This window comes from Geodermatophilus sp. URMC 65 (genome assembly GCF_053502545.1).
Genome location: NZ_CP199954.1, coordinates 4521764 through 4547202 on the forward strand (window position 1 = coordinate 4521764; position 25439 = coordinate 4547202).

Below are 25439 nucleotides of genomic sequence, written 5' to 3' on the forward strand. Positions count from 1 at the left end.
CGCAGGTCCGTGGGATGTGCCGATCCGTTTGACAGCACTGCTAGTGTAATGAACACCTCGCCAGTGTAATGGAGAGTGGAATGGACGTCATCATCGTCGGCGCCGGGCCCTCGGGCCTGACCCTCGGCGCGGCGCTCGCCCGGCGCGGCCATCGGATCGTGGCCGTCGACAGGGACCCCGGCCCTGCACCCGACGGCTCGTGGCGGCGCCGGGGCGTGATGCAGTTCCAGCAGGCCCACGGGTTCCGCCCGCAGGTACGCGACCTGCTGCTCGCCGAGTGGCCGGAGGCATGGCATACGTGGCTCGACCTCGGTGCGGAACCGATCGACTTGCCCGCAACCGGCCCCTGGACCCCAGCGGTCGGGGTGCGGTCCCGCCGCATCACCTACGAGCGAGCCCTCCGCCGGGCGGCGGCAGAGGTCGACGGGCTGACCGTCGCGGTCGGCCACGTCGACGGCCTCGCCGAGCGGGGCGGCCGGGTCGTGGGCGCGGTCGTGGACGGCTCGACCGTGAGCGCCGACCTGGTCGTCGATGCGAGCGGCCGCCTCTCCCGGCTGACGCCGCCGCAGATCCGCGGGGACGTCGGCATGGCCTACGTCTCGCGGACCTACCGCCGGCACCTGGGCGCGACGCCGGCTGCTCTGGCCACGCCGTTTGCTTGGAGCGCCCGATTCCACGGGTACGACGGCTACGCCTTCCCGCACGAACACGGCCACGTCTCAGTCGTGATCATCCGGCCCACCACCGACGCCGGCCTGGGCGCCCTCCGTCACCCGGATGCCTTCGATGCCGCCTGCCGGGCGATCCCTGGGCTGGCCGAATGGACCGACACCCGCGTCGCCACGCCGACCAGCGGCGTCATCGTCGGTGGTGGGTTGCTCAACATCTACCGGCGGCAGCTCGGTCGGCGCGGTCTGGTCGCCGTCGGTGACGCAGTCGCGACCACGGCGCCCACGGCGGGCCGAGGGCTCGCCATGGCCAGCATGCAGATCGGCGCACTCCTGCAGCTGCTCGACGCCGGCGTCGACCCCGCCACCATCGCTGCCCCGTTCGGTGCGTGGTGCGCCACGTGGATCCTCCCGTGGGTCGAGGACCACCTCGCCTTCGACGCCGAATCGGTACGCCGCTGGCAAGGCCACGACCTCGACCTCACCCGGCCCCTGACCTCGGCCGCCATCGTCGCGGCTGCCCAGGCCGACCCCCGGATCGAACCCCACGTCGCCGACTTCATGGCCATGACCGCGTTGCCGGCGTCGCTGGCTGTCGCCGAGCCGCTGGCCCGCGCCGTCTACGAGACCGGCTGGCGTCAGCCGACGGCTGAAGGCCCCACGCGTGACGAGCTCGTCTCGATCGCCGAGGGGGCGCAGGCCAGCTCGGGCCCCGGCTCCAGACGGCGGTGGCGCCGATCCCCAGCTACCTCGAGAGGAGCGCATAGTGAACGCCCGACGCCCGACGCCCGACGCCCGACGTCCGCCGATCGCGACGCTGCCGACGATCGAGGCGGTGCCGACGATCGACGCCGCGGCGGTCGTCGAGCCGCTGCTGCGCGAGTACGTGGCGTGGGCGGCCGAGCAGCTGCCCCAGCCCGGCGTGGCAGCGGATGCTTCCCTCGCCGGTGAGCTGGCCGGCACCCCTCGACTCCAGGGCCGGAGGATCGGTGCCCGTCAGACGCGCCGTTCGGGATCACCCTCCTGACCACCGGCGTCCTCGGTCCGGGACCGTTCGTCCCCTCCGCACGCTTCCGTAGGGGGCGTGGGCTGCACACACGCACTCAGGCGGACCGTCACGAACGCGCTGCGCACGTCTGGGGGCGAGGCGTCGTAGGTCCGGGTCCCGCCGTCCCGACCATGTGGTCTGTCGGGACATCGGCTCCAGCTCGGACCCTCCGGGTCCGGTTGTCCCGGCACGGGCAGCCACCCGGCGGCGGTGGCGAACCCGCCGGCCGCCGACCGCATCGACTCACGCCGGACCGGCGGCGCCGATCAGTGCCAAGGTGTGGGGTCCACGTGGCGACGGTGCCGGTGACCTCGCCACTCCCCGTACCGGGAGGAGCAGGTCGTGGTCGTCCTCCACACCGCGATAGCCATCGCCATCATCGTTCTGCTGATCATCAAGATCAAGGTCGACCCGGTGATCTCGCTGATCATCGGGTCGCTCTATCTCGGCCTCGCGACCGGTGTCGGCTTCACGGCGACGCTGACGGCGATCGCCACCGGCTTCGGCGAGATCATGGGCGAGGTCGGCCTCCTCATCGGCTTCGGCGTGCTCATCGGGGCGATGCTCCATGCGATCGGCGCGTTCCGGAAGATGGTGACGATGCTCGTCGACCGTGTCGGCGCGCACCGGCTCCCGTATGCGATGACGGCGGCGATGTCGACGATCTTCCCGTCGATCTATGTGGACGTACAGGTCGTGCTGGCTTCTCCGGTGGCGCGGTCGACCGCGCCGTTCATCGGCCGTACCGGCTTGCCGCACATGTCCGGTGCGCTCGGGACCGGGATCTTCGCCGGCTACGTCTTCGTGATCCCGGGACTGGCCGCGGTCTCCATCGCGGGCCTGCTCGGGATACCACTTGGCACCTGGCTGCTCTACGGCCTCGTGCTGGGGCCGTTGACCGCGATCGTGACGACGTTGATCTTCCGATTGCTCCTGCGCGGCCGCTACTGGAACCTGGCCAGGGACGAACACGTCGACGAGGCCATGGTCGAGCAGGAGACCACCGAGCTGGTCGAGGACGAGAGCGCGACGCCTCCGCTGCTCATCTGCCTGCTGCCCATCCTGGTGCCGCTGGTGATGATCGCGTTCGGTGCCTTCGCCGAGCTGCTGGAGTTCTCCAACGACTTCATCGCCTTCCTCGGCGACGCCAACTTCGCGCTCTTCGTCGGCCTGATCGGTGCCTACGTGCTCTGCCGGCGCACCCTGGGCTCGGAGGGCACGGACACGGCGATGAGCGAGGGCTTCCACACCACCGGCGCGATCCTCCTCATCACCGGCATCGGTGGGTCCCTGGGTGCCGTCATCGGGGAGACCGGGCTCGACACGATCCTGGCTGACCTCTTCACTGCCGAAGCAGAGGCACCGGTCATCCTCAGCATCCTGCTCGCCTGGCTCATCGCGGCAGTGCTGCATCTGGCGATCGGGTCTGTGTCGGTGGCGGCCATCACAGCCGCCGGGATCATCGGCCCGGTGCTCGGGTCGATCAACGTGTCGCCGATCGTCATCGGCCTCGCCATCGCCTCGGGCGCGATGTTCGCACTCCAGGTCAACAGCAACTTCTTCTGGATGTTCAAGTCGCTGCTGGGACTGTCGACCCAGGGGACCTTCAAGACGCTGACGATGGTCACCTCCATCGCCTCGATCGTCTCGCTGCCGATGGTCATGGCGGTGGCGCTCGTCGCCTAGGGTGGGCCGCAGGTCGCGCCCAGCCGGGTGACCAGTACTGCAGAGCCGACGAGGTGACGCTCAGGTCGAGGGGCGCAGTGGCCGGGGCGACTACCGAACGGCCGCTGCCGTGGCGAACTGCGACCAGAGCGCCGGCGCGGCGGCCAGGGTCAACTCCGGCGTGGGCACGCCGTCCGGTCCGGACAGCACTACACCAGCCTCCGCGGCGACGAGCAGCCCCGCCGCGATGTCCCAGAGCTTCGTGTGGACCAGCAGACCTGCGTCGAAACGCCCGGCCGCCAGGTAGGCCAGGTGCAGTGCTGCGGGGATGCGGCGGATGTCCCCGACGGCCGGGAGCAGCGCCGGCAGGATCTCCGCCATGGCACGCTTCGCCTCGGGTGACGGGTTGAAGCTGAACCCGACGATCGCCTCACCGAGGCGGGAGCAGGCTGAGGCGCCGAGCGGCTCGCCGTCGAGTGCCGCGCCTGCACCGCGCACGGCGGTGAACGTCTCTCGAGCAGCGGGGTCGTGCACCACCGCCACCAGGGTGTCGTCGCCGTCCTGCAGCGCGATGCACACCGACCAGGGACCGGCGCCGGTCACATAGTTCCGTGTTCCGTCCAGCGGATCGACGATCCACCGGCGGCTGCTCGAGCCGGTGCTGCTCGAGCCCTCCTCGGCCAGCACGCCATCGGCGGGGAATGCCGTGCGCAGGCCGTCGACGATGAGGCGCTCGCTGGCGAGGTCGACGTCGGAGACCAGATCGTTCGCGTGCGCCTTCCACCCGTGCACCGTCAGCGTGGCACGCTCGCGCATCTGCAGCCGACCGGCTGCGCGGGCGAGGCTCTCGGCGGTCGCGAGGGCGGCTGGGAGATCGGTGTGGGTCACCTCGCCGACCTGCCCTGCGCCGGCGCGGCGAGCCGGTTCCGAACTCGCCAGCGGACCGTACGGTGGGCTCCGGGCTTCCCGACGACGCCGACGTGCACGTGCGAGGCGTGGGCGTTCATGCGTGTCCGGCGCCGGCTGTCAGGTCGGGCGGATGCTGGTGCGGTGTCGGGTCCAGGCCGGCGAGCCCGGGCTGCGGCGAGCTCGTCACGGTCGCTCACCTCCCGCCCCGTGGCCGACACGATTGCGGAGGGTGCCCAGTCCGGTGATGGAGACCTCGACGACGTCGCCGGGGGTGAGGAACCGCGGTGGGGTGAACCCGATGCCGACACCGGCGGGTGTGCCGGTGGCGATGATGTCGCCCGGCAGCAGCGTGATGCCTGCGGAGATGGTGGCCATCAGGTCCGGGATGTCGAAGATCAGGTCCTTCACCGTGCCCGACTGGCGGGGCTCGCCGTTGACCGTGGCCGATACCCCCAGCGCGGTGACATCGGTGATCTCGTCGGCCGAGACAGCGAAGGGACCCATCGGGCAGAACGTGTCGAGGGACTTGCCGAGCAGCCACTGCTCGTGTGCCCGCTGCAGGTCCCGGGCGGTGACGTCGTTGATGATCGTGTAGCCCCAGACGTGGTCGGAGGCCCGCTCGCGGGGGATGTCCCGCCCGCCCTTCCCGATGATCACGGCCAGCTCGGCCTCGTAGTCGATCTCGCGGGTCAGTCCGGGGTGTGGGTCGATGTCGGCGAACGGGCCGGTGACGGCAGTCGTGGCCTTGGCGAAGACCACCGGGTGCGTGGGCAGCTCCTCCGATCGGCCCGCGGCGTCGTAGCCGCTGCGGCTGAACTCGACGGCGTGCTCCCGGTAGTTCTTGCCCACGCAGAACAGGTCGCGGCGGGGCTCCGGGATGGGGGCGCGGAGCGTGACGGCGTCGAGCGGGTGCGCAGGCGTCGAACGCACCGGGTCGAGTGCGGGTCGCAGGCGGGTCCAGTCCGTGATCAGGTCGAGGACACCGGCGCCGGACGGGAGCAGGTCGGTCACGTCGTGGACGACGCCGTGTTCGACGTCGGCCACGCCCACCCGGTCCTCCTGCCCGAGCCGGAACGTCGCCAGTCTCACCGGGGGACCCCTCCGGCGGGCCGGGGGGCGGACGTCAGCGGGGCGCCGCGGAGCACCTCGATGACGGCGGAGTCGTCGCGCCGGCCGAGTCCGGCGCGACGGCCGGCGAGGTAGAGCTGTTCGGCTGCGGACGCCAGCGGCGCGGGGTAGCTGCTGGCGCGGGCGGCGTCCGTGACGAGCCCCATGTCCTTGACGAAGATGTCGAGCGCGCTCTTGACCTCGTCGGTGCCGTGCACCATCCGTGCTCCGCGGTCGTCGAGCATGAACGACGCGGCGGCACCGCCGCGGAGGACTTCCCAGGTGGCGCCGCAGTCGAGCTGCAGCGCCTCGGCGAGGGCGAGGGCCTCGGCGGCCGCGGCGATGTGGACGCCGCACAGCAGTTGGTTGACGAGCTTCACCTTCTGCCCGTCGCCGGGGGCCGTCCCCACGTGGGGTGCGCTGCGAGCCATCGCGTCGAGCAGCGGCTGCACCCGGTCCACGGCCGTCTGCGTGCCACCGACCATGATCAGCAGGTCACCGGCGCCGGCGCGGGCCGCGCCGCCGGAGACCGGTGCATCGACCACGTCGACCCCCTGCTGCCCGAGCCGCTCGGCCCATCGCTGGACCGGAGCGGGACCGACCGTCGCCATGACGACGACGGTCGCGCCGGAGGGGAGCGCTTCCGCCGCCGGGTCGTCGCCGAAGAGCACGCTCTCGACCTGGTCGGACGTGGCGACCATGACGACGAGCACGTCCGCCCCACCGGCCGCAGCGCCGATCGACGCCGCCGGCTCCACCCCGTCGGCGGCCAGCGCCTCGGCCCGGGCGGGTTCGATGTCGTAGGCGCTGACGTCGAATCCGGCGCGGGCCACGCACCCCGCCATCGGGAAGCCCATCGCGCCCAGGCCGATCCATCCCACTCGTGTCACGGGGCAGTCCTTCCGCGGAAGAGGTCGATCACGTGAGCCAGGGTGGTCTCGTCGCCGACGTTGCCGGCGAAGACGACGTAGGGCGTGCCGACGACCGGCGGGAGGGCCTCGACCGGCTGGAACACCGACACCAGGCCGGGCAGGAGCTGCCCGAGGACCGTCGCGCGCCGGATACCCAGGCCCCGCACCGCGACGTCGTGAGAGGTGATGCCCCCCTTGGCGACGACCCACGCCGGCTCGGCCGCCACGGCGCCGCGCACCACCTCGATGACCGCTGTGGACACCTGCCGGGCGATCTCCAGGCTGGCCTCGGGGTCGGTGTCGCGCAGCAACGTCCGGCTGGTGAACAGGAGCACGTCGGAATCGGCGAGCGCGGCCACCACCCGTGCGGTGATCTCGGCGACATGGGCGTCGCGGCGCTCCGGGTCCGCGACGGCTGGGACCTCGAGCTCGACCTCGGTGATGTCGCCGCGGTCGCGCGCCACGGCCACCTGGCGGCTCGTGAGGCCCACGTGGGAGCCGACGACGACCAGTCCGTGCCCGGCGGGTCGCCCGCCGGGCCAGATGTCCGACGCCTGGAGCGGCGGGTGCGGGTCCAGCCCGGCCAGGGGCTGCGGGAACGACGGACCCGTCCGGTACAGGAACGACTTCCCGGTCGCCTCCGACTCCAGCAGACCCAGGACGACGACGTCGAGGTCGGCGTACTCCACCGCGTTGACGACGACGAACGCCCCGTCGGTCACCCCGGAGAGGATCTCGGCAACCCGCTGGGGGCCGCCGCCGCGGATGTCGTCGAGCGTCAGGCTGTGCGCCTGGTCCGGCCGGATGCTGCCTCCGCTCTTCTCCGCGACGAACTCCCGCAGGTCCGACGCGGAGAAACCGAAGGTGGCGTCGCGCGCGAACTCCGTCTCGCCCACCGGCTGCGGCCGACCTCCCACCCGCGCCCAGTGCACGTCGCCCGCGGTGAAGCGGCCGGCCTCGAAGTAGGCGGGGATGAGCAGCACGCCGTCGTACCCGCGACCCAGCACCTCCCGGCGCACCGCACCCAGCGCCGTGACCTCGGCGATGACGTGTCCGCGCAGCGTCGAGTCGCTGCGGCTGATCACGTCGATGGGTGCATCGAGCCGCCTGCTCAGCTCGAACAGCATGCGACCGACGCGGGTGTTCACCCCGACGGCGTCGGCCTCGCCCATGCTGCGGGTGTTGGTGAGGATGAAGCACGTGGAGCCCGGCCCGTCGAGGCCGGCAGCGATCTCCTCGGCGTCGAAGACGGTCACGACCGCCACGTCGTGCACCGTCTGTGATCCGGTGGGGTCGTCGTCGAGAACGGCGATCCGGCGACCGGAATCAGCCAGCGCCTTGCGGATGCGCTGCCGCGCATCCGGCTCCACCCGCGCCGGTGGGAGAGCGGTCAGGTCCAGGGTCGACTTCGTCATGGGCTTCCGGGTCCGTTCGGTGGTCGGGCACTGATCTGCCGGGTCATGACATCTGCTGGCCGCCGTTGATGTCGTACGTCGCCGCCGTGATCCAGCCGGCGTCCTCACTCATCAGGAAGGTCAACAGCGCGGCGACCTCCTGGACCGTGCCCACCCGGCCGAGGGGGATGTCGGCGCTGAGCGCCGCCTTGCGCTCGTCGGTCAGCGTGCCGCCCATGATGTCGGTGTCGATCGGCCCCGGCGCCACGCAGTTCACCGTGATGTGGTGCGGGCCCATCTCTCTCGCCACAGCCCGCGTGAAGCCGATGACGGCGGCCTTCGAGGCGCTGTAGGGGGTCTTCGAGAACGTGCCCCCGCCTCGCTGGGCGGAGATGGAGGAGACGTTCACGACGCGTCCCACGTTGGCAGCGACCATCGCGGGGAGGGCCCGCCTCGTGACGAAGAACGTGCCGCGCATGTTGACGTTGAAGACGCGGTCCCACTCCGCCGTCGTCACCTCGAGGAAGTCGACCGGAGAACTCACCCCCGCGATGTTCGCCAGCCCGATGACCGGCGGCAGGGCCTCCTCCACCGCCGTCACGGCGGAGTCCACCGCCGTCTCGTCGGTGATGTCCACGGCGACGCCGAGGGTGGGAACGGAGTGGGCCTCGGCGATCTCCGCCGCAGTTCCCTCGGCGGCGTCGGCGTCGAGATCGAGGACGGCGACGGCCCAGCCGTCACGAGCCAGCCGGTCGGCGGTGGCCCGGCCGATGCCGCGGGGCGATCCCGCTCCGGTGAGGATCGCGGTGCGCTCGCTGGGCAGGGGAGTGGTCACGTGAGCTCCTCGATGGCGGTGCGGAGGGTGTCGAGCTGGGCGGGTGAGGGCTCGTCGAGCGCGACCCGCGGCGGACCCGCGGGCAGGTGGAACGGGGCGATCGCGGCCAGGTTCCGGGCGCCCGGGGCGACCGCTCGGGCCGCGAGGCGCGTCGCCTCCCAGGCGGACGCAGCACCCACGTGGGCGTACAACCGATCGGGGCCGAACACCTCCAGCGCCTCGGTGAGGACGGTCTCCCGCTCGTCGTCGAGCGCGGTGGACTCCCCGGTCGTCCCGGCGGTGAACACCCCGTCCACGCCGGCGGCCGCGAGGTACCGGTACAGCGGCTGCAGGCCTCCGCTGTCGAGGTCTCCGTCTGCCGTGGGAGGCACGGGTACCGCGGAGACGAGGGTGGCGGTCGGAGCGGACACCGCGGCTCCAAGGTCGGGTCGGATGCGTGGCGGGAGGTGCGCCGCCCCCGCTGGCGGCTCAGTGGGAGTCGCGCGTCACCTCGTCGCCGCTGGAGCCGACGAGGAAGTCCAGGTCCGCACCCTTGTCGGCCTGCATGACGTGGTCGACGTAGAGGCGTTGCCAGCCGCGGAGCGGCTTGGTGTAGGCAGCTTCAGCCGCCTCGGACGGGCGCCGGGCCAGCAGCTGCTCGGGCGGGACGTCGAGGTCGAGCCGTCTGCCGGGGACGTCGAGGACGATCATGTCGCCGTCCTGCACGAGGGACAGGGGGCCACCCGCCGCCGCCTCCGGAGCCACGTGGAGGACGACGGTGCCGTAGGCGGTCCCGCTCATACGGGCGTCGCTGATCCGGATCAGGTCGCGGACGCCCCGGGCCAGCAGCTTGGGAGGGATGGGCGTGTTGGCCGCCTCGGGCATCCCGGGGTAGCCCTTGGGGCCGCACCCTCGCAGCACGAGCACGCAGGTCTCGTCGATGTCGAGGGCCGGGTCGTCGAGCCGGGCATGGAGGTCCTCGATGCTGTCGAAGACGACCGCGCGGCCCCGGTGCACGAGCAGGTCCTTGGACGCCGCGGCGGGCTTGACCACCGCGCCGTCCGGGGCGAGGGAGCCGCGCAGGACAGCGATACCCGCGTTGTCCTGCAGGGGCGCGTCCCGGCGGCGGATGACGTCCTCGTCCCAGATCCGGACGTCGGCGAGGTGCTCGACGAGGGGGTTCCCGGTGACGGTCATCGCGCCGGGGTCGAGCAGGTCCTGCACCTCACGCAGCACTGCCAGGAGCCCACCTGCTCGGTGCAGGTCGTCCATCAGGTACCGCCCGGCCGGCTGCAGGTTCAACAGCAGCGGTACGCCGGAGCCGATGCGGTCGAAGTCCTCGAGCCGCAGTTCGATGCCCAGTCGGCCGGCGATGGCGAGCAGGTGGACGATCGCGTTGGTGGACCCGCCGGTGGCGGCCAGCGCGACGATGGCGTTGTGGAAGGACGCCGCCGTCAGCACGGTGCTGGGCCGGCGGCCCGCCTGGACCATCTCCACCGCGAGCCGACCGGCCGCGTGGGAGTGCTCGAGCAGGCTGGTGTCCGGAGCGGGGGTACCGGCCACACCAGGGATCGTCATGCCCAGCGCCTCGGCCATGATCGCCATCGTCGAGGCCGTGCCCATCGTGTTGCAGTGGCCCTTGCTGCGGATCATCGCCGACTCCGACCGCCGCAGGTCCTCGTCGGTCATGAGGTTGGCGCGTACATCGTCCACGAAGCGCCACACGTCCGTGCCGCACCCCATCGGCGCACCCTTGAAGTGGCCGGTCAGCATGGGGCCTCCCGGCAGGACCACCGCGGGGACGTCGACCGATGCCGCGGCCATCAGCAGCGCCGGGATGGTCTTGTCGCAGCCACCGAGCAGGACCACCCCGTCGATCGGGTTCGCCCGCAGCGCCTCCTCGATCTCCATCGCGGCGAGGTTCCGGAACAGCATCGCGGTCGGGCGCATCTGTGTCTCGCCGAGCGACATGACCGGCATGTCCAGCGGGATCCCGCCGGCCTCGTACACCCCCTGCTTGACGCTCGTCGCGACCTCGTCGAGGTGCATGTTGCAGGGGACGAGGTCCGATGCCGTGTTCGCGATGGCGATGTGGGGGCGGCCGTCGAATGCGTGGTCCGGCAGCCCTCGGCGCATCCATGCCCGGTGCAGATAGGTGTTGCGCAGGTCCGCACCGGCGTACCACTGCTGGGATCGGTGTGCAGTCATCGCCGGTCCCGTCTGTCCGCCACCTCGGCCGGGTCACCGCGGTGGTGCAGCTCGTCGGCGGGCATCTCGAACGCCGCGGCCTCCTTGGCCAGCACGTCCTCGTGACTGGCCGTCGGGACCCTCCCGGCGTGCGCGCTGCGGCCGTAGAGGAAGGTCGCCACGGCGGTGACCGCCAGTACCCCGGCCAGGAGCAGCAGCCCGGCCTTGGCGTCGCCGGTGCGGTCCACCAGGGCGCCGACCGCGTACGGAGCAGCGAAGCCACCGAGGTTGCCCAGCGAGTTGATCAGCGCGATGCCGGATGCCGCCGCCGCGCCCCCCAGGACCGCGGACGGCAACTCCCAGAAGGGGGAGATCGCCGAGAAGGTGCCCATCGCGGCGAAGCAGAGGGCGACCATCGCCCACACCGGGCTGACCTCCAGCAGGAAGCCCGACGCCAGGAGTCCGGCGGCCGCGAGCACCATCGAGAAGGTGGCGTGGCCGACCCGCTCGCCCGTGCGGTCGGAGTGCCGGCTCCAGAAGAACACGAAGGCGGCGGCACAGATGTAGGGGATGGGGACGATGAAACCGATCTGCGTCGTGGAGAGGTCACCCATCGCCTCGACGATCGACGGCAGCCAGAGGCTCAGGCCGTAGATGCCCATCACCAGGCCGAAGTACAAGGCTGCGAAGACCAGGGATCGCCGGTCCTTGAGCCCGGCCACGAAGCTGTGACTACCAGCGGCCGTCTTGGCCGCGTCCTCGGCGTCCATCGTCGCCTGCAACCACTGCCGTTCCTCCGGAGCCAGCCACATGGCGTCCTTCGGGCGGTCGGTCACGGCGACCAGGACCACGAAACCCATGAGGACCGCGGGGAGGCCCTCGATGATGTACATCCACTGCCACCCGTGCAGACCCCAGATGCCTTCCATCCTCAACAGCAGGCCCGACACTGGTGCACCGAGCGCGTTGGCCAGTGGCTGGGCGAGGATGAACAGGCCCAGCACGGCTACGCGCTGCGCCGAGGGGAACCAATAGGTGAGGTAGAGGATCACCGCGGGGAAGAAACCCGCTTCGGCGGCACCCAGCAGGAAGCGGATGATGTAGAAGCTGGTCTCTCCCTGCACGGCCGCCATCGCGGTGGCGAAGATCCCCCAGGTGACCAGAATGCGGGCGATCCACTTGCGCGCACCGAAACGGTGCATCCCTGCGTTGCTCGGGATCTCGAAGATCGCGTAACCGATGAAGAAGATCCCCGCGCCCAGACCGTATGCAGTCGCGCTCAGTCCGATGTCCTCACTCATGGTGAGTTTCGCGAAGCCGACGTTGTTGCGGTCGAGGAATGCGATGAAGTACAGCCACACCATCAGGGGGACGACCCGCCGCCGCACCTTGCGCAGCGTGCGATCACCGAGCTCGCCCAATGACGCGCCGGGTGTTCCGGGAAGGGCCACAACAGCCTCCGTTGAGGATGATCGAGCACGGCGGGCGGCAGCGTGCCGCAGGTCGATCGGTACGCATGCAGTCGTCGCCGGTGCGATCGTGCTGAGCGCTGAGGGCGCAACGGGAGTGCGATCCGCCTGCCTGCGGCCGGCTGGACCGGCTCGGCGCTCGAAGTAAAGAAGGGAGGGCGAACGCTGTCAACAGAACGAGTGCCTCAACCATTTTGAACGCGAGGCGGTGGCCTCGTTCACACTGTTCGAACGTGCCGATGGGTGGGTTGATGCCGCGGTCAGGCGGCGGGGCTGCTCCGCGGACTGACGCGGAAGCGCTCCATGTACTCCTCGGTCACGGTGAGGTGCTCGCGCATGTTCTCCCGGGCTCCCTCGGTGTCGTGCTCGGTGACTCGACGGAGGATCCGGCCGTGGAAGTCGATCGCGTGCTCCCGCGTCTCCGGAGCCGACGACGTCTCCGCCCGCAATTCCCGGATCACCGAGGCGAGCGGCTGCATCAGGGCCTCCAGGAACGGGTTGTCCGCGGCCTCGAAGAGGACCTCGTGGAACGCGAGGTCGGCCTCGACGAACCGGGGGACATCGCCTTCGTCGTGCGACTCCTGCATCGCCGCGATCGCGGCCGTCATCCGTTGCAGGTGATCCTCGGTGCGGCGGTCGGCCGCCATCTCGGCGATGGCCACCTCGATGACGCGCCGCGCCTCGAGCAGACGCTTGGGCAGGCGGAGTGGCTCACCGGAGGCGTGCCCGCGCGCCTTGAGCAGGCGCGGATCCAGCGCCGACCACTGCTCGACCGGGTTGATGGTGCTGGATCGTCCCTGCTGCACCCGGATGACCTGCGTGGACGCGAGCGACCGGATGGCCTCCCGCACGGTGAGGCGGCTGACGGCGAACCGGCCGGCGAGCTCGGCCTCGCTCGGTAGCGAGGTGCCCGGCGGGAACGTGCCGTCGAGGACGAGCCCGAGCAGTGCATCCGCCGTCGCCTCGGCCCTGCCTGTCCTCATGGGCAACCCCCACCGGGGGACGGTCGAGGGTCGACCGTCGTGTCGGACCCCGAGTGTAGCCAACTCATCAGACAGGTCAGTTCCCATGTCTTGACGCACTGGAGCTCACGAGGCAACCTATCAGATATCTGATATCAAGAGCTCGATGTAGCTCATGAGAGAGGTGCTCGATGGGCACTGCGGCGTCCACAGCAAGGGCACAGCGATCGCCACTTCGTCAGACCGGCCCGTTCGCGACGACGGCCCCGGACACGAGGCGCCTCGGTGCGACCACGAACGCCCGAGTCACCGGGTCGAACCTGGTGTGCGTGCGGGACCACAACCAGTTGTTGGTCCTCCACACCATCCGGACCCGAGGTCCTTCGACGCGGCGCGACCTCTCGAGGCTGACCGGGTTGACGTTCCAGACCATCGAGAACATCTCCCGGCGCCTCATCGAGGCCGAGATCCTCGAGTCGGTCCCCACCTCGACCTCGACGAGCAGGGCACGTCAACTCGCCCTGCGACCAGCCGGTGCCAACGCGGTCGGCATCGAGGTGACCCCGGAAGCCTGCCGGGTCGCGCTGTGCGACCTCGGCGACGGCACCCTCGTTGCCGAGCAGCGGCTCAGCACACGCGCAGCGAACACTGCCGCCGACCTCGATGAGCTGGTCCTGGGGGTGCAGGACCTCATCGATGAGTCGGAGACACCCATCACCGCTGTTGCCGCCGTCGGTCTGACCGTTGACGACTCGCTGCCGACTACCGCCGACGGTCACGGGCCGTCGGCTGACAGCGCCCTCCCATGGCAGGAGTGGGTACGGGATGGGCTCGAGCGGAGGCTTCGGATGCCCGTGCTGTGCACCAGCGGGGTCGTCGCGGCGGCGCGGGAGGAACAGTGGTCCGGTCGGATCTCCTCCACGGACTTCATCTACGTCCACCTCGCATCGGAGATCCGGTGCGCGATCATCAGCCACGGCCAGCTCTGCACCGGGGCCAGAGGCCGTGGTGGAGACATCGCGCACACGCCCGCCACGATGGGTGGCGAACCGTGCACGTGCGGCCGACGGGGTTGCCTCCACACCGTCCTCGCCGAGCAGGGGCTCCGGCGCGTGTTCGCCACGGCTCTCGCCGTCGCAGAGCCGCCCACGCTCGAGGAGATCGCCCGGCTCGCCGCTGCTGATCACGAGTCCGCCGTCGCATTCGAAGCCGTCGCCACGTACCTGGCCGACGCACTCCTGCCTGCGGTGCGGCTGCTCGATCCCGAGCTCGTCGTGATCGGGGGACGCAGCGCGGACGCGCTCGGTGAGACGTTCCGCAGCGTCCTGGAGCGATGCGTCACGGACCGCAGCGGTGGCGGCCCCGGGCCAGCTGTCCAGCGTGCTCGGGATGGCGCGGGAGGAGCAGCGAGCGCTGCGCGAGCCGTCCTCTACGAGTTGTTCACACCCGGTATGGACCACCTCGTCCTGGGACTGCCCGACGTGCAGCTGACTCCCTACCGGTGAGGCCCGAGACGATCAGGGACGCTGACCTGGGCGGCGTCAGTGCGCCGGCGCGGCATGCCGTCGGCAACGTCGGTAGGTGTCCTTCTGTCGTCCTCCTGGCGGCTCGACACCACGGACGACGGCGCACCGTCCCTCGTGGACCCGCGCCTCCGGCGCGGGGTCCGTGGGGGAGTGGACACCTCTGTCCTCGGTGTGGTGGGGAGGACCGGCGCCGGCGGTCGGGCGCTCACGTGACGTGGAGGTGGGCCGCCGCGACGAACAGCCCGAGCGCGAGCCAGGTCAGCGCTGCCCGTTGCCAGTTCAGGCGGGAGTACCGGGCCCTGGCGACACCACAGTCCTGCGGGACCGCGTCCGGGTCCCAGCTCAGGATGACGGCGTGGTTCGGTTCCGCGGGCCGGCTGGACAGCAGCAGCGGACCGGCCGCCGTGGCGGTCAGGCCGGCCGCGGTCAGGATGAACGGCGCGCTCCCGAACTGGTGCCACAGGCCGACCAGCGCCACCACGGGGCTGACGATCAGCGCGATCACCAGCACGTAGTTGGTCGGCGAGCGCCGCGCGATCGGCAGGAACCGGCGCATGTCCTCGATGGAGCCGGCCGCTCCGCGAGGCGCGAACATGGGGTGCAGGAGGTGGTGACGGTGAGGAGCAGCCCCGACCACAGGGCGGTGGCGACCACGCTCAGGCCCAGTCCGATGTCAGCGGTCACGCTGTCCTCCCTCTGCGTCGCGGTGGTGGCGTCGTCCGCTGATCGGCGAGGTCGCCGGCGGGCGTACGGGGAGCTCCGCCGCCGCGCTGTCGGTGCGGCCGGGTGGTCCGGCCGGGAGCCGCGCGGATGACGTGGATGCGGCGTCCACGGTGGGCCGCAACCGTCGTGGTAGGGCGAAGACCAGCAGAGGCGCCGCCAGGCTGACCGCGATCAGTGACACGAGAAGGTGGTCGTGTCGGCCGGGAGCTCGACGATCTTGAAGCTGTCGATGGCGGTGTGGACCAGCGCGGGAGCCCACAGGGTCCGCCGGCCCCACTCGTAGAGGTAGCTGAGCGGCACCGAGGTCACGGCTGCCACCAGCATGGGCGCCCAGTCCCACCACCGGGCCGACCGTCAGCACGATCGGGACGTGCGCCGCGACGACGAAGGGCATGCTCCACCAGACCGCCGGCCAGAACGCGTGGGTCTCGCGCAGCCGCCGGAGGACGAATCCTCGCCAGAGCAGTTCCTCGGCCAGCCCGTGCACCGCGAACACCCCGAGGAGCAGCCAGGGCCAGTTCGGCGGAGCGCGACCGTGCTGCCGGTCAGTGCTCCCGTCAGCGGGTAGACCGACAGCACCAGGAGCGACACCGCCGTGGCCGCGAGGAGCGCAGGGACGCCCGGCGCGCCGAGTCCCAGCCGCGCGCACACCACCACCCGGGCCGATCGAGCCTGCATCCACTCGGGGAGGGCAACCGCCACGAGCACCGCAGCCAGCGTCAGCAGGCCGGAACGCACCGAGGAGTCCAGGGCAGTCCCGATCGCCAGGACGCCGTACACGACGACGAAGCCGACGATCAGGCGGGTCCACGTCGTGGCGGAGCGCGTGGTCATGCCGCCGACCCGTCCGCTCGGCTGGTGAGTGCCGCGGCCGGTGAAGGCGGTCGGACGACGCAACGCGCATCGACCAGGACGATCCGTGACGGCGGGGCACGTCCGCGCGCGGTAGCGGCGGCACGGGTCTTGCGCGTGCTCATGACGTCGGCTCCTCGTCAGTGACGGAGGTCATCGGCCGGTGCCTCCGCGGGCTGCTGTCCACCGACAGGGCGGCGATGGTGGAGCCGGTGTCCCACATCAGCTCGGGCAGGTCCCGGAGCGCGGACCGGTCGGGGACGGTGCCGGGAACTGCGGTGGTCCCGCCCCCTCCGGCCGTCCACGCGGCCGTCCGGCCACCGGCACCTCGGAGTGCGAGGTCATGGCGAGAGGGTCCCCGCAGCGACACCGTCCCGGCGCCCAGGGCGCGGTGGTCGCCGGGGCGTACCGGCCCGAGGAGCCCGGTTGCGGCGCCGGCTATCCGTTGCTGTAGATCCGGTCCGGATCGATCAGCACGGCGGTGCGCCGTTGTTCGGCCATGACCCGGTCGTACTCCTCCCAGTTCTCGTGCCGGCCGCCGGCCGCGGCGAACACCGCGCGCAGCAGCAGGCGGAGCTGGTCGGCGTCGGCCAGCCACGGCTGCGGGTCGTCGGGCCCGGCCACCTGCGCGCGTCCTTCCACCGTCGCCCACTGCCAGCCGTGCCGGAAGGTCACGCTCACCTGCGGGCGGGCGCGGAGGTTGGCCAGCTTGACCCGGCCGTAGGTGACGAAGGCCAGCGACGGCCGCCCGGTCGCCGGGTGGGCGAGGATCCCCGCGTTGACCACCGAGGCCTGGATGGTCGAGTCCGCCCGCAGCGTGGAGACGACCGCGAGGTGGTGGTCGTCGGCGGCGATGGCCGCGACGTCGTCGAGGCTGGTCATACCCAGACCTTGGCACCAGCGCCGCGACGGCTCAGGTCAGCTGCTCGGGGGTCGACGAACGGGCTACGGCCGTAGGCGGGGTGCAGGCCGGGCGTCCGGCGGCCGGCACGAGCCCGGTCGGCGATGGCAGTCGACGGCGTGCGGGGGAGTTCGCGGCCGCGGGAACCTGCCGGTGAGGCGGCCTGGGGGGGCGGCGGTGCACCGCCATGAACGCGATCATGACGGCCTCGGGGGTGCGAGGATCAGGACTTCGGTCGAGACGGCCGCTTCCCCGTCCGGGGGTGGCCTGAGCGGCTCACGGCTTGACCCCATAGCGAATGGCAAGATCTGCAACGCGGTCCCAGTGGAAGGTCACGCCGTAGCGAGCGTGGTGCGCTTCCAGGGCCTCACGCCGCTCCTGTTCGGTCATCGCGGAGTCGGCGAAGATGGCGCCGACCTCGTCGTAGTAGTGAGCGAATGTTGCCGGCACGTGCAGCTCCATCACCCGCGCGGGCTCGCTGCCGGGGTTCCAGAAGGCGTGCGACACCCCGCGAGGCTTGATCACGTAGCTGCCGGCATCGGCTGTGACGATGTCCTCATCCACCTGGAACATCACTCTTCCGGAGATGACGTAGGAGCATTCGTCTTCACGGGTGTGGGTGTGCGGCGGGATGAGCGCACCGGGAGCGACCTGACCTTCCATGATGAGTAGACCGACCGCCGAGACGGTGTGCGTCCACCTTGTGAGCCATGTCCATCCCGTGCACTCGTGCGCCTTCGCCGGGCCGGATGATGATCGGGCTGCCAGGGTCCTGGCTCATCGCCACTCCTGTCGCGGGCTCCTCGATGCCGACGGGATGCGCGCTCCAGGTCGTCGGTCCAGCCAACCCGTCGATGACCGCGCACGGTCCCAGTCGACCAGGGTCACGCCGACGCCTGCGCGGTGAGCGCCACGAGCCCGTCGACTGCGCAGCGTGAAGGTCTGTGCAGCCTGCTGTGGCCGATGCGTGTCCCACGCGGAGGCATGCGGGCGCACCTCGGCAGCTGCGGCCGGCGGGCGGGATCTCGTTGCTGTGGACGGTCCCGGGATGATCGGGTCCGGCTCGAGCCGACGACCCAGACCGAGCGGTGGTCGAGTACCGCCATCCGGCCTGAATCGCAGCCACCGCAGGTCGGGCGGAAGACACGCCCGCAGGAATCCCTGCCGAGCTGGCAGGCGTGGGCCACGTCGACGCCGAGCACCTCGCCGAGCGCGACGACTCCCAGCCGGTCCCCGGTGCTCAGCTCCTGGCCCTGCGAGGGTGCATCAGCCGCTCCATCTCCGTGGCGGCCCGCTGCTTCTCCTTGTGCTCGCTGCGCTTGACCTTGACGGCCTTGCCGGACTTCTTCGCGGAGTGGTTGTCGTGGGGCGACTTGTCGGCCATGGGAGTGCTCCCTCGTCGACGGCCAGAACGGCTCCTCCCTACCTCTGATTGCGCGGCCACGCCAGGGTGTCCGCCGCGTCCTTTCTCGGCTCACGGCGTGAATCCACCCGGATGAGCGTGTCCCCGGTCCGGGCCTGCCCGTGGGTCACGGCGACGCTGCCGTCCGCGGCCGGCAGCGTTCGGCCACACGGACCGACCGGTCGAGGACGCCGACCGGGTGACCGGCGGTCGATGCAGGTCCTGCTGCGCGAGTCAGCCGTCATCAGGGGTGGCATGGTCCCTTGCCGGTCCAACCGGATCCGGCGCCGGGCAGGTCTGCGGCGGGCGACCTGCCGGGTTGGCACGTTCCGCGCGATGGATGCTGTCCGGGTGCCTGCCGTCGAGCGCCATCGCTCACGAGCCTCGCTCCTCCCCGAGCCGCCGCGGGCGGGACTGGACGTCGCCGCCCTCGCGGCCGCCTGGCCGCTGCTCGCGACCGCCTGCCGTGGTGACGGCCACCCGGTGCTGGTGCTTCGGGGCTGATGACCGACGACCCCGCCACCTCGGTTCCCGGACCCCGCGCTCCGCGCCCTCGGCCACAGCGTGACCGGCTGGAGCCTTGGCCTCGATCGGGGCCCGACGAGCCACGTCGTCCACACGTCCTGCGGGATCACCTGATCGATTCGCGATGCTGTTGCCATCGTGGGTCGGATGAGCCGACGAGTGCAGCCCGGACGCGGGATCGACCCCCGTCTGCCATGCGGCCAGACTGAAGTCCGATACGAGAATGTCGTGAACCGCCACACGGCAATACCCTGATCGGTCATGGGTCGGTGCCTTCCGGCCTGACCGCTGTTCGTACTCCGACTACAAAAGTCCCTCGGGGCTCATCATGGCCCTCACAGGTTCCGGTCGGTTGACAACCTCCTACGCCTCTGATTCCTTCGCTCCATGGCCACCAAGACTCAGGTCGTTCTGGTCGATGACCTCACTGGCGACTCGGCCGACACGACCGTGACGTTCGCCCTGGACACGACCGAGTACGAGATCGACCTCTCGGATGAGAACGCAGCTGAAATGCGCAAAGCACTTTCTCGGTACGTTGATGCTGCGCGGAGGGTGACCGGCGGCGGACGCCGGAGCGCGCCAGCGGCGAAGCCGACGTACTCCGGATACGACCCGGCCGCGGTGCGCGCGTGGGCGGCCGGGCAGGGCATCGAGGTCAACGCCCGCGGGCGCATCAAGGCAGATGTCGTGGAGCAGTTCCGGGCCGCCGGCAACTGAAGCCCCACCGCCTTCGACCGGCGTGCCCGGCGAGCGCCCTGAGGGCCTTCATCGATGGACTGAGGTGTTCTCAACGGATTGGTCGCTCGGCGGTGGTCGGGACCGAGGCTGCAGCGGCCATCGCACCGATCCGCTGCGGGCACAGGCGGACGTGGCGTAGCGCTCCCCACCGGGTCTTGAGCAGGGCGACGCCGCGTGCGCCGTCGGCGCGTAGCCGGATCAGGAGCTGATTGCGGGTCGCGGTGCTCGGGGCCAGGCGGGCGCCCTCGACCGGCGAGTGCACGCCGATGCCGGCGCCGTGGTAGCCCTGGTCGGCCAGCGCGGGTGACCCGAGCAGCGCGGCCGCGGCGTGCACGGCACCGAGTAACCCGGGGCCCGGGCGGCGGCGATGTCGTGCACCGAGCCCGGCTGCGCGTCGGGGACCGCGACCGGAAAGCCCTCCGGAGCGCAGCGGACCTGCACGTGTCCGCCGTGGGCGCGGTGTTTGCCCGAGTACCACCGGTCATTGCCGGTGCCGGGGGGGGGTGGTTCGGCAGCGGTCGGTGGCGATCAGCGTGCCGTCGAGCACGACGTGGCTCCAGCCGGCGGCCGTGCCCTGCTCGAGCACGGAGTGCCGGTCGGGGGCTCGGGCGGCCAGCACGTCGATGCCCTCGTGCAGGTAGCGGTAGCCGGTAGCCGACGACACTCCGGCGTCGCGGGCCAGGGTGGGCATGCCGGTGTCCTCCCGGAACCAGCGCAGCACCAGGATCGCCTGGGTGCGGCAGGTGGCGGCGCGGGCGCCGATACCGGTGCCGCGGCGGCGACGTTCGGCGATGAGCAGGTCGGTCGGCAGCGTGGCGCCACGTCAGAGCCGCAGGACGGCGTCAGCCGACCATCCGTTGAGGACACGTCACTGGCACCAGGCTCGAGTTCGGACCCCTTCTGCGATCCCGCCCGCAAGGATCTCTACGCGGCATCGTGCGCCCTGATGGACACCACAGCCATGATCAGGGCGCCAGGAAGGTGCGCCATCCGTCGGGAGGTGGTTGACCCGGCGAGAGTGTCCGCAGCCGGGCGAGCATGGTCGGGTCCTGGGCTTCCAGCCAGGCGACGAGTTGGCGGAAGGACACCAGGCGCACGTCAGGCTGTTCGGCCATCTGGCGCAGGGCCTCCTCGATGGCGTCCATGTAGATGCCGCCGTTCCACTGCTCGAAGTGGTTGCCGATGAACAGCGGCGCCCGGTTGGTGGTGTAGGCGCGTTCGAAGCCTGCGAGGTAGGCGTCGCGGGCCTGGGCCCGCCAGGTCGGGTACATGCCCGGGTCGCCGTCCGTATCGCCGTTGTTCTGCTTGTACATGATGTTGTAGTCCATCGCCAGGGCGTGGCGGCTCTTACCGGCGATGGCGCCGGGGAACGGCACAGCCTGCAGTGGGAAGTCCCACAGGCCCGACCGCTGGTCGGGCCAGACCTGCACTCCACCGGGTGAGCTGGCGTCGTACTTCCAGCCCAGCGCAGCGGCGGTGGGCAACAGCCCCTCCTGGCCCTGCAGGCAGGGGGTGCGGCCACCGATGAGCTCGCGCTCGTAGTCGAAGGGGAGCGGCGCCACGTCGGGTCGGCCGGCCAGCCCGGTGGTGGTCTTCCAGGTCTGCACGAACCGCTTGGCCTGGGCTATCTCCTCGGCCCAGTCGGCCGGCGTCCACAGCGCGACCCCGTTGTCCCCACAGAAGTGCCCGTTGAAGTGGGTGCCGATCTCGTGACCGTCCAGCCACGCGGCGCGGACCTCGCTCATGGTGGCGACGACCTCGGCGGTGGACAGGAACTCGATGTCCGAGGCGCCCACCGGATGCCGTGGCGGGGCGTACAGCATCCGGTGTTCGGACGGCAGGGCGTAGATGCCGCTGAGGAAGAAGGTCATCGCCGCGCCGTACTCGGCCGCCAGCGAGCGGAACCGTGGGAACAGTCCGGTCTCCAGGTTGGCGGCTCCGTCCCAGGAGAAGACGACGAACTGCGGCGGCGTCTGTCCTGGCTCCAGCCGCTGGGGCACTGGCTGGTGCGGCTGGGGGCCTGTGTCGGCGGTCGACCCGTCGCCGATGAGCCGCCCGGTTCTGTCACTGCTCTCAGCAGCAGAGTCGTATCCGGTCAAGCCGCGACCCAGCCCGATCCCCAGCACTGCTACCGACGCATACTCCAGGAACTCCCGCCGAGACAACCCGCTCATGTGGCCGAGCCCCTTCCGCTTGGCATCGTGTGCGGATGTCGAGTCCGACCGGGCTCGAACGGCATCCGCAGGTCGGCCGCCACCGCCACCATCAGCGCGGCCAGTTGCTCGTGGACGAAGCGGTCGCGGGCCCATCGTTCACGCGCTCCAGGATCAGCCGGTGGTGACGCGCCGAGCACCTGAACGACTGTCCGCGAACGCCGTCACGAGGTGTCCTCATCGAGATGGGCTGTTCATGGACGCGTGTCGGCCGCGTCGTCTCAGAACGCGTCTTCGCACTCGCTCACCGAGCCGGCCGGCGGGACATGGTCATGATCATGGCGAGGTGGACCATCGCCTCGGCCTGCTCGGGCCGGGTCTCGTAGTCGCGCACGCAGCGGCGGTGCTTGCTGATCCAGGCCAGGGTGCGTTCCACGACCCAGCGGCGGGGGATGACCTGGAAGCCGGTCAGGTCATCGGTGCGCTTGACGATGCTGACGGTGAGCGCGAGCACCGTCTGCGCCCATCGCACCAGGCGTCCGGCGTAGCCGCTGTCGGCCCAGATCAGGACGATGGTGGAGAACGTGGCGCGCAGCGCGGCCGGCATCCAGGACCGCGCCGTCGCGGTCCTGGATGCCGGCGATGGTGACCACGACCGTCAGCAGCAGCCCGCCGGTGTCGACGGCCGGGTGCCGCTTGCGGCCGGTGACGCGCTTGCCGGCGTCGTAGCCGCGGGAGCGGGCGGGCACGGTGTCCGCGCCGCGGACCCAGGCGGGGTCGATGAGCGCCGCGGTCGGGTTCGGGTGCCGTCCGGCCCGGATGCGGGCCCGGTCACGCAGCGCGTCATGGATGCCGGCCCACGCGCCGGCGGCCGCCCAACGGCAGAACAGCCCGTGGACGGCGGCGCCGCCGCGCTGGTCGGTGCAGGTCGACTTCCCACGACGTCGTCAGCGCGCACGGGCCACCCGGTGTGGGCATGCTCCTCAGCGCGCCGGCCCCGCCAGTTGCCGCCCGGCCCCCGGCCCATCGTCTTCGGCCCCGGCGGCGAGCTCGCGGATGCGGCCGGCCACGTGGTCCCAGCTCCACAGCCGGACCGCTGCTCGGCGAGCTCCCTCGGAGAGCGCTCGCCAGGACCCGGTGTCCAGGTCCAGCAGCTCGCGCAGCCGGGTGCGGAGGTCCTCGGCGTCACCGCTGGTGAAGGATGCCAGGTGCCGCAGGTGCGGCGGGTACTCGCCCTGCAGGCCGGCCGCGATCTCGGCCAGACCGGAGTGCCGGGCGACCAGCGGAGGCGACCCACAGGCCGCGGCTTCCGCAGCCACCATGCCGAACGCCTCCGGGAAGACCGACGGCACGACACTGACGTCCGCCAGCGGCCACAGGTGTGCCAGGTGGCGGTGCTGCAGCGGGCCGGTGAACAGGACGTCCGGGCCGGCCGCAGCCGCCAGCTCGGCACGGGCCGGGCCGAAGCCGACCACCACCGCCCGGGCGTCCAGTCCGTGCAGCGCCTCCAGCAGCAGCGAGACCCCCTTCTCGGCGCTGAGGCTGCCGACGTACAGCACCGTCTTGCGGTCCCCGCTCAGGAACCCCGCCAGCCGCTCGGCGTTGCCCACGTCGGGCAACCGCTCGTCGTGCCCCCCCACCGGATGAGCCGGATCCCGCCGGCTCTCCTCGACCAGCGCGGTCAGTGCGGCGGCCCGCTCGCGGGGGCGCAGCGCGTCGACGTCCACGCCCGGGGGGACGACGGCGACCCGCTCGGGGGCCACGCCGACGAGTTCGCCGAGGACACCGGACACGTGGCGGGACCCGGCCAGGACGACAGCCGCGCCGGCGAGGGTCTCCCGGGCCCAGGCGCCCAACTCGGCGTTCCCCCGCATGGCGAACTCCAGTTCCGACCCGTGCGCCTTGACGACGTACGGCAGCCCGGACGCCGCCCCCACCGGAGCGCCGAGCAGCACGTGGTTGACCAGCAGGAAGTCCGCGGGGCCCTGCGCCCGTACGGCCGCCGCGTTCGCCGCCACGAACGCCTCCCGGTCAGCGCGGCTCAGCTCGGTCAACAGCCGCGGCTGCACGTCCTCGTAGGGTCCCAGGACGAAGACCGGGAGCGGCCCGGGCAGGCTCGGCCGGACGACCGCGGCGCCGCCCAGGTCGTAGCGCTCGGGATGCGGCTCCTGGCAGAGGACCACGACCTCGTGGCCCATCCGGCTCCATGCCCGAGCGAGTTCCCGGGTGTAGACGTTCGAGCCGCTGCCCTCGAGCAGATAGCCGTGCCAGATCAGGATGCGCATCGGATCAGAGTGCGTGACGGACGCCTTCGCCGCCGGTGTTTCGCCGGGTGGGGAGTCGGTTCGCAACCGGCTCCCTCGTCATCCGGCGCTCTTCTCTGTCTGGGTTGAACACCCGCACGAAGTCGGCCCTCGGCACGCCGTTGGGCGACGGAATCGCCCAGGGGCCGCCGTGGGCAGTACCGCGTCTGCCGACGTTCACCCTGAGCGGCTACGACTGCTGATCGGCCCTCGGAATCGACGAGATGGTGGATCCGGTCCAGCGCTGGCCGGCCACCTCGAGCTCGCGAACCTTCAGCGAGCCGATCTCGATCTCCTCGGCGCGCAGTCTCCGGATCACCGCGTCAGCAATCGCGAGCCGGCCGACGGCCATCGCGCCGACCGCGGTGACGGCGAGAGCAAGGGGGCCCATTGCCGACGGCCCGAGGATGCGGGCGCCGACAGCCATCGCGCCGGTGACGCTCGCCGTCGTGGCGGTGGAGCCGGTCCTCTGGCGACGGATGCTGATGATGCTGGACATGGCGCCTCCTGTGACGGTCCCTCGTTCGTGGCAAGCCACCGTTGCGCGTTCGGGCACGCCCATGCAACCACCGGTGGGCGTCGAGCTGTCGGTCGTCGACCTCCGGCGTAGTCCTCGGGGTACTGGTCGGTCCGGCGTGCGGCTCCACCGTCTCCACGACCTGCCGACGGCTGCACGCTGAACCGTCGTTGGCCCGATGGAGGTGGTGGCGTGGCCGAGTTGGTCGGCGGCTGCGCGGGCGGACAGGCCGGCGTGGTCCACGGGCCGGATCGCCATCTGCGGAGATCATCCGGGGGAAGAAGCGCTGTGCCAGGCCCACGAGAGTGCCGGATCCACCCGTTCTCGCTGGTGGGACGCCTGGCGCGGCTGGGCTGCACCCGCATCGGCTCGCCCAGCATCTTCGGGGAGCGGAACCCGAGAGCGCTGTCTGCCGTAACGGCCCTCGCAGTGGCCCCCGACGGACGGATAGTTAGCGCTTGGGGGGATCGGCGACTTCGACTATGGGATCCAGATGAGGGAAGCGCCGCGGCGGAGATGGCGTGCCTGGCGACCGCAATTTCTTTCGCACCGATTAACGACCAAGGTGCGTCCCGCTTCGCTGTCGCGCATGAAGGTCACGGCATTAGTTTGTGGTCCTTGCGCTCGCGGTAGTGCGGCGGGTAACCCACCAACTTAAGTAG

General features: G+C 71.2%; 22 protein-coding genes and 3 pseudogenes. 4 read left to right on the forward strand and 21 right to left on the reverse strand.

From position 1 onward, the window contains the following. Window positions 1-80: 80 nt before the first annotated feature. Window positions 81-1619 carry an FAD-dependent oxidoreductase gene (locus ACWIX7_RS21945; RefSeq protein WP_448618524.1) on the forward strand — a complete coding sequence of 513 codons (1539 nt, stop codon included), beginning with the start codon at window positions 81-83 and terminating at the stop codon, window positions 1617-1619. Window positions 1620-2058: 439 nt separating this feature from the next. Then, window positions 2059-3402 (forward strand): GntP family permease, encoded by a 1344-nt coding sequence (locus ACWIX7_RS21950; protein WP_448618525.1) that lies wholly within the window; start codon window positions 2059-2061, stop codon window positions 3400-3402. A gap of 90 nt (window positions 3403-3492) precedes the next feature. Here the strand turns inward: ACWIX7_RS21950 and ACWIX7_RS21955 are convergent, their stop codons facing one another. The 9 genes from ACWIX7_RS21955 to ACWIX7_RS21995 all read right to left on the reverse strand — a co-directional run bounded on the left by ACWIX7_RS21955 (window position 3493) and on the right by ACWIX7_RS21995 (window position 13155). Then, the gene (locus ACWIX7_RS21955; RefSeq protein ID WP_448618526.1) at window positions 3493-4269 is read right to left on the reverse strand and encodes an inositol monophosphatase family protein; all 777 of its coding nucleotides are present in this window, start codon (window positions 4267-4269) and stop codon (window positions 3493-3495) included. Window positions 4270-4473: 204 nt separating this feature from the next. Further along, window positions 4474-5379 (reverse strand): fumarylacetoacetate hydrolase family protein, encoded by a 906-nt coding sequence (locus tag ACWIX7_RS21960; RefSeq protein ID WP_448618527.1) that lies wholly within the window; start codon window positions 5377-5379, stop codon window positions 4474-4476. Then, entirely contained in the window at window positions 5376-6287 is a 912-nt protein-coding gene (locus tag ACWIX7_RS21965) for an NAD(P)-dependent oxidoreductase (protein ID WP_448618528.1), read from the reverse strand. Before ACWIX7_RS21965 ends, ACWIX7_RS21960 begins: the two co-directional genes overlap by 4 nt. Continuing rightward, window positions 6284-7723, reverse strand: a complete 1440-nt coding sequence (locus tag ACWIX7_RS21970; protein ID WP_448618529.1) for a four-carbon acid sugar kinase family protein — start codon at window positions 7721-7723, stop codon at window positions 6284-6286. Before ACWIX7_RS21970 ends, ACWIX7_RS21965 begins: the two co-directional genes overlap by 4 nt. Window positions 7724-7766: 43 nt before the next feature. Beyond that, the gene (locus tag ACWIX7_RS21975; RefSeq protein ID WP_448618530.1) at window positions 7767-8537 is read right to left on the reverse strand and encodes an SDR family NAD(P)-dependent oxidoreductase; all 771 of its coding nucleotides are present in this window, start codon (window positions 8535-8537) and stop codon (window positions 7767-7769) included. Next, the gene (locus ACWIX7_RS21980; RefSeq protein WP_448618531.1) at window positions 8534-8947 is read right to left on the reverse strand and encodes a dihydrodipicolinate synthase family protein; all 414 of its coding nucleotides are present in this window, start codon (window positions 8945-8947) and stop codon (window positions 8534-8536) included. The genes ACWIX7_RS21975 and ACWIX7_RS21980 overlap by 4 nt, the downstream gene beginning before the upstream one ends. Before the next feature lie 58 nt (window positions 8948-9005). After that, on the reverse strand, window positions 9006-10724 hold the full coding sequence (locus ACWIX7_RS21985; RefSeq protein WP_448618532.1) for an IlvD/Edd family dehydratase: 1719 nt from the start codon (window positions 10722-10724) through the stop codon (window positions 9006-9008). Further along, window positions 10721-12154: an MFS transporter gene (locus ACWIX7_RS21990; RefSeq protein WP_448618533.1), complete on the reverse strand. Its 1434-nt coding sequence runs from the start codon at window positions 12152-12154 to the stop codon at window positions 10721-10723. Before ACWIX7_RS21990 ends, ACWIX7_RS21985 begins: the two co-directional genes overlap by 4 nt. A gap of 278 nt (window positions 12155-12432) precedes the next feature. After that, window positions 12433-13155: a FadR/GntR family transcriptional regulator gene (locus ACWIX7_RS21995; protein ID WP_448618534.1), complete on the reverse strand. Its 723-nt coding sequence runs from the start codon at window positions 13153-13155 to the stop codon at window positions 12433-12435. Between the two features lie 308 nt (window positions 13156-13463). On the opposite strand from ACWIX7_RS21995, the gene ACWIX7_RS22000 reads away from it, so the two are divergent. Further along, window positions 13464-14639, forward strand: a complete 1176-nt coding sequence (locus tag ACWIX7_RS22000) for an ROK family transcriptional regulator (protein WP_448618535.1) — start codon at window positions 13464-13466, stop codon at window positions 14637-14639. 226 nt (window positions 14640-14865) lie between these two features. Here ACWIX7_RS22000 and ACWIX7_RS22005 read toward each other — a convergent pair whose 3' ends face one another. The 6 genes and pseudogenes from ACWIX7_RS22005 to ACWIX7_RS22030 form a co-directional block, all read right to left on the reverse strand. Beyond that, the gene (locus ACWIX7_RS22005; protein WP_448618536.1) at window positions 14866-15255 is read right to left on the reverse strand and encodes a hypothetical protein; all 390 of its coding nucleotides are present in this window, start codon (window positions 15253-15255) and stop codon (window positions 14866-14868) included. A gap of 299 nt (window positions 15256-15554) precedes the next feature. Next, window positions 15555-15707, reverse strand: a complete 153-nt coding sequence (locus ACWIX7_RS22010; RefSeq protein WP_448622203.1) for a hypothetical protein — start codon at window positions 15705-15707, stop codon at window positions 15555-15557. 16 nt (window positions 15708-15723) lie between these two features. Continuing rightward, a pseudogene (locus ACWIX7_RS22015) lies at window positions 15724-16287 on the reverse strand (CPBP family intramembrane glutamic endopeptidase); the annotation flags it as partial. Between the two features lie 386 nt (window positions 16288-16673). Further along, window positions 16674-17117 (reverse strand): TIGR03618 family F420-dependent PPOX class oxidoreductase, encoded by a 444-nt coding sequence (locus ACWIX7_RS22020; protein ID WP_448618537.1) that lies wholly within the window; start codon window positions 17115-17117, stop codon window positions 16674-16676. Between the two features lie 295 nt (window positions 17118-17412). Next, the gene (locus ACWIX7_RS22025) at window positions 17413-17904 is read right to left on the reverse strand and encodes a cupin domain-containing protein (protein WP_448622179.1); all 492 of its coding nucleotides are present in this window, start codon (window positions 17902-17904) and stop codon (window positions 17413-17415) included. Between the two features lie 472 nt (window positions 17905-18376). Further along, complete coding sequence (locus ACWIX7_RS22030) at window positions 18377-18520, reverse strand: hypothetical protein (protein WP_448618538.1); 144 nt, start codon at window positions 18518-18520, stop codon at window positions 18377-18379. Window positions 18521-19450: 930 nt separating this feature from the next. Between ACWIX7_RS22030 and ACWIX7_RS22035 the strand changes: the two genes are divergently transcribed. Continuing rightward, window positions 19451-19783, forward strand: coding sequence for a histone-like nucleoid-structuring protein Lsr2 (locus ACWIX7_RS22035; protein ID WP_448618539.1), 333 nt, complete (start codon window positions 19451-19453; stop codon window positions 19781-19783). Window positions 19784-19853: 70 nt separating this feature from the next. Here ACWIX7_RS22035 and ACWIX7_RS22040 read toward each other — a convergent pair. The 6 genes and pseudogenes from ACWIX7_RS22040 to ACWIX7_RS22065 all read right to left on the reverse strand — a co-directional run bounded on the left by ACWIX7_RS22040 (window position 19854) and on the right by ACWIX7_RS22065 (window position 24759). Then, a pseudogene (locus ACWIX7_RS22040) lies at window positions 19854-20615 on the reverse strand (transposase family protein). A 154-nt stretch (window positions 20616-20769) separates the two neighbouring features. Continuing rightward, the gene (locus tag ACWIX7_RS22045) at window positions 20770-21804 is read right to left on the reverse strand and encodes a hypothetical protein (RefSeq protein WP_448618540.1); all 1035 of its coding nucleotides are present in this window, start codon (window positions 21802-21804) and stop codon (window positions 20770-20772) included. 457 nt (window positions 21805-22261) lie between these two features. Beyond that, entirely contained in the window at window positions 22262-22564 is a 303-nt protein-coding gene (locus ACWIX7_RS22050; RefSeq protein WP_448618541.1) for a transposase, read from the reverse strand. Window positions 22565-22577: 13 nt separating this feature from the next. Then, window positions 22578-22847, reverse strand: a pseudogene (locus ACWIX7_RS22055) (transposase); the annotation flags it as partial. Window positions 22848-22940: 93 nt separating this feature from the next. Beyond that, window positions 22941-24242 (reverse strand): glycosyltransferase family 4 protein, encoded by a 1302-nt coding sequence (locus ACWIX7_RS22060; RefSeq protein ID WP_448618542.1) that lies wholly within the window; start codon window positions 24240-24242, stop codon window positions 22941-22943. A 208-nt stretch (window positions 24243-24450) separates the two neighbouring features. Next, on the reverse strand, window positions 24451-24759 hold the full coding sequence (locus tag ACWIX7_RS22065; protein WP_448618543.1) for a hypothetical protein: 309 nt from the start codon (window positions 24757-24759) through the stop codon (window positions 24451-24453). Between the last annotated feature and the right edge of the window lie 680 nt (window positions 24760-25439).

Excerpts from the sequence above, each read along its gene's own strand:
- ACWIX7_RS21985 (WP_448618532.1), bottom strand. The coding sequence starts at position 10,724 with ATGACTGCACACCGATCCCAGCAGTGGTACGCCGGTGCGGACCTGCGC.
- ACWIX7_RS22035 (WP_448618539.1), top strand. The coding sequence starts at position 19,451 with ATGGCCACCAAGACTCAGGTCGTTCTGGTCGATGACCTCACTGGCGAC.
- ACWIX7_RS22060 (WP_448618542.1), bottom strand. The coding sequence starts at position 24,242 with ATGCGCATCCTGATCTGGCACGGCTATCTGCTCGAGGGCAGCGGCTCG.
- ACWIX7_RS21970 (WP_448618529.1), bottom strand. The coding sequence starts at position 7,723 with ATGACGAAGTCGACCCTGGACCTGACCGCTCTCCCACCGGCGCGGGTG.
- ACWIX7_RS21945 (WP_448618524.1), top strand. The coding sequence starts at position 81 with ATGGACGTCATCATCGTCGGCGCCGGGCCCTCGGGCCTGACCCTCGGC.
- ACWIX7_RS21995 (WP_448618534.1), bottom strand. The coding sequence starts at position 13,155 with ATGAGGACAGGCAGGGCCGAGGCGACGGCGGATGCACTGCTCGGGCTC.
- ACWIX7_RS22010 (WP_448622203.1), bottom strand. The coding sequence starts at position 15,707 with ATGCTGGTGGCAGCCGTGACCTCGGTGCCGCTCAGCTACCTCTACGAG.
- ACWIX7_RS22065 (WP_448618543.1), bottom strand. The coding sequence starts at position 24,759 with ATGTCCAGCATCATCAGCATCCGTCGCCAGAGGACCGGCTCCACCGCC.
- ACWIX7_RS22050 (WP_448618541.1), bottom strand. The coding sequence starts at position 22,564 with ATGCCGGCCGCGCTGCGCGCCACGTTCTCCACCATCGTCCTGATCTGG.
- ACWIX7_RS22030 (WP_448618538.1), bottom strand. The coding sequence starts at position 18,520 with ATGGCCGACAAGTCGCCCCACGACAACCACTCCGCGAAGAAGTCCGGC.
- ACWIX7_RS22020 (WP_448618537.1), bottom strand. The coding sequence starts at position 17,117 with ATGACCAGCCTCGACGACGTCGCGGCCATCGCCGCCGACGACCACCAC.
- ACWIX7_RS22005 (WP_448618536.1), bottom strand. The coding sequence starts at position 15,255 with ATGTTCGCGCCTCGCGGAGCGGCCGGCTCCATCGAGGACATGCGCCGG.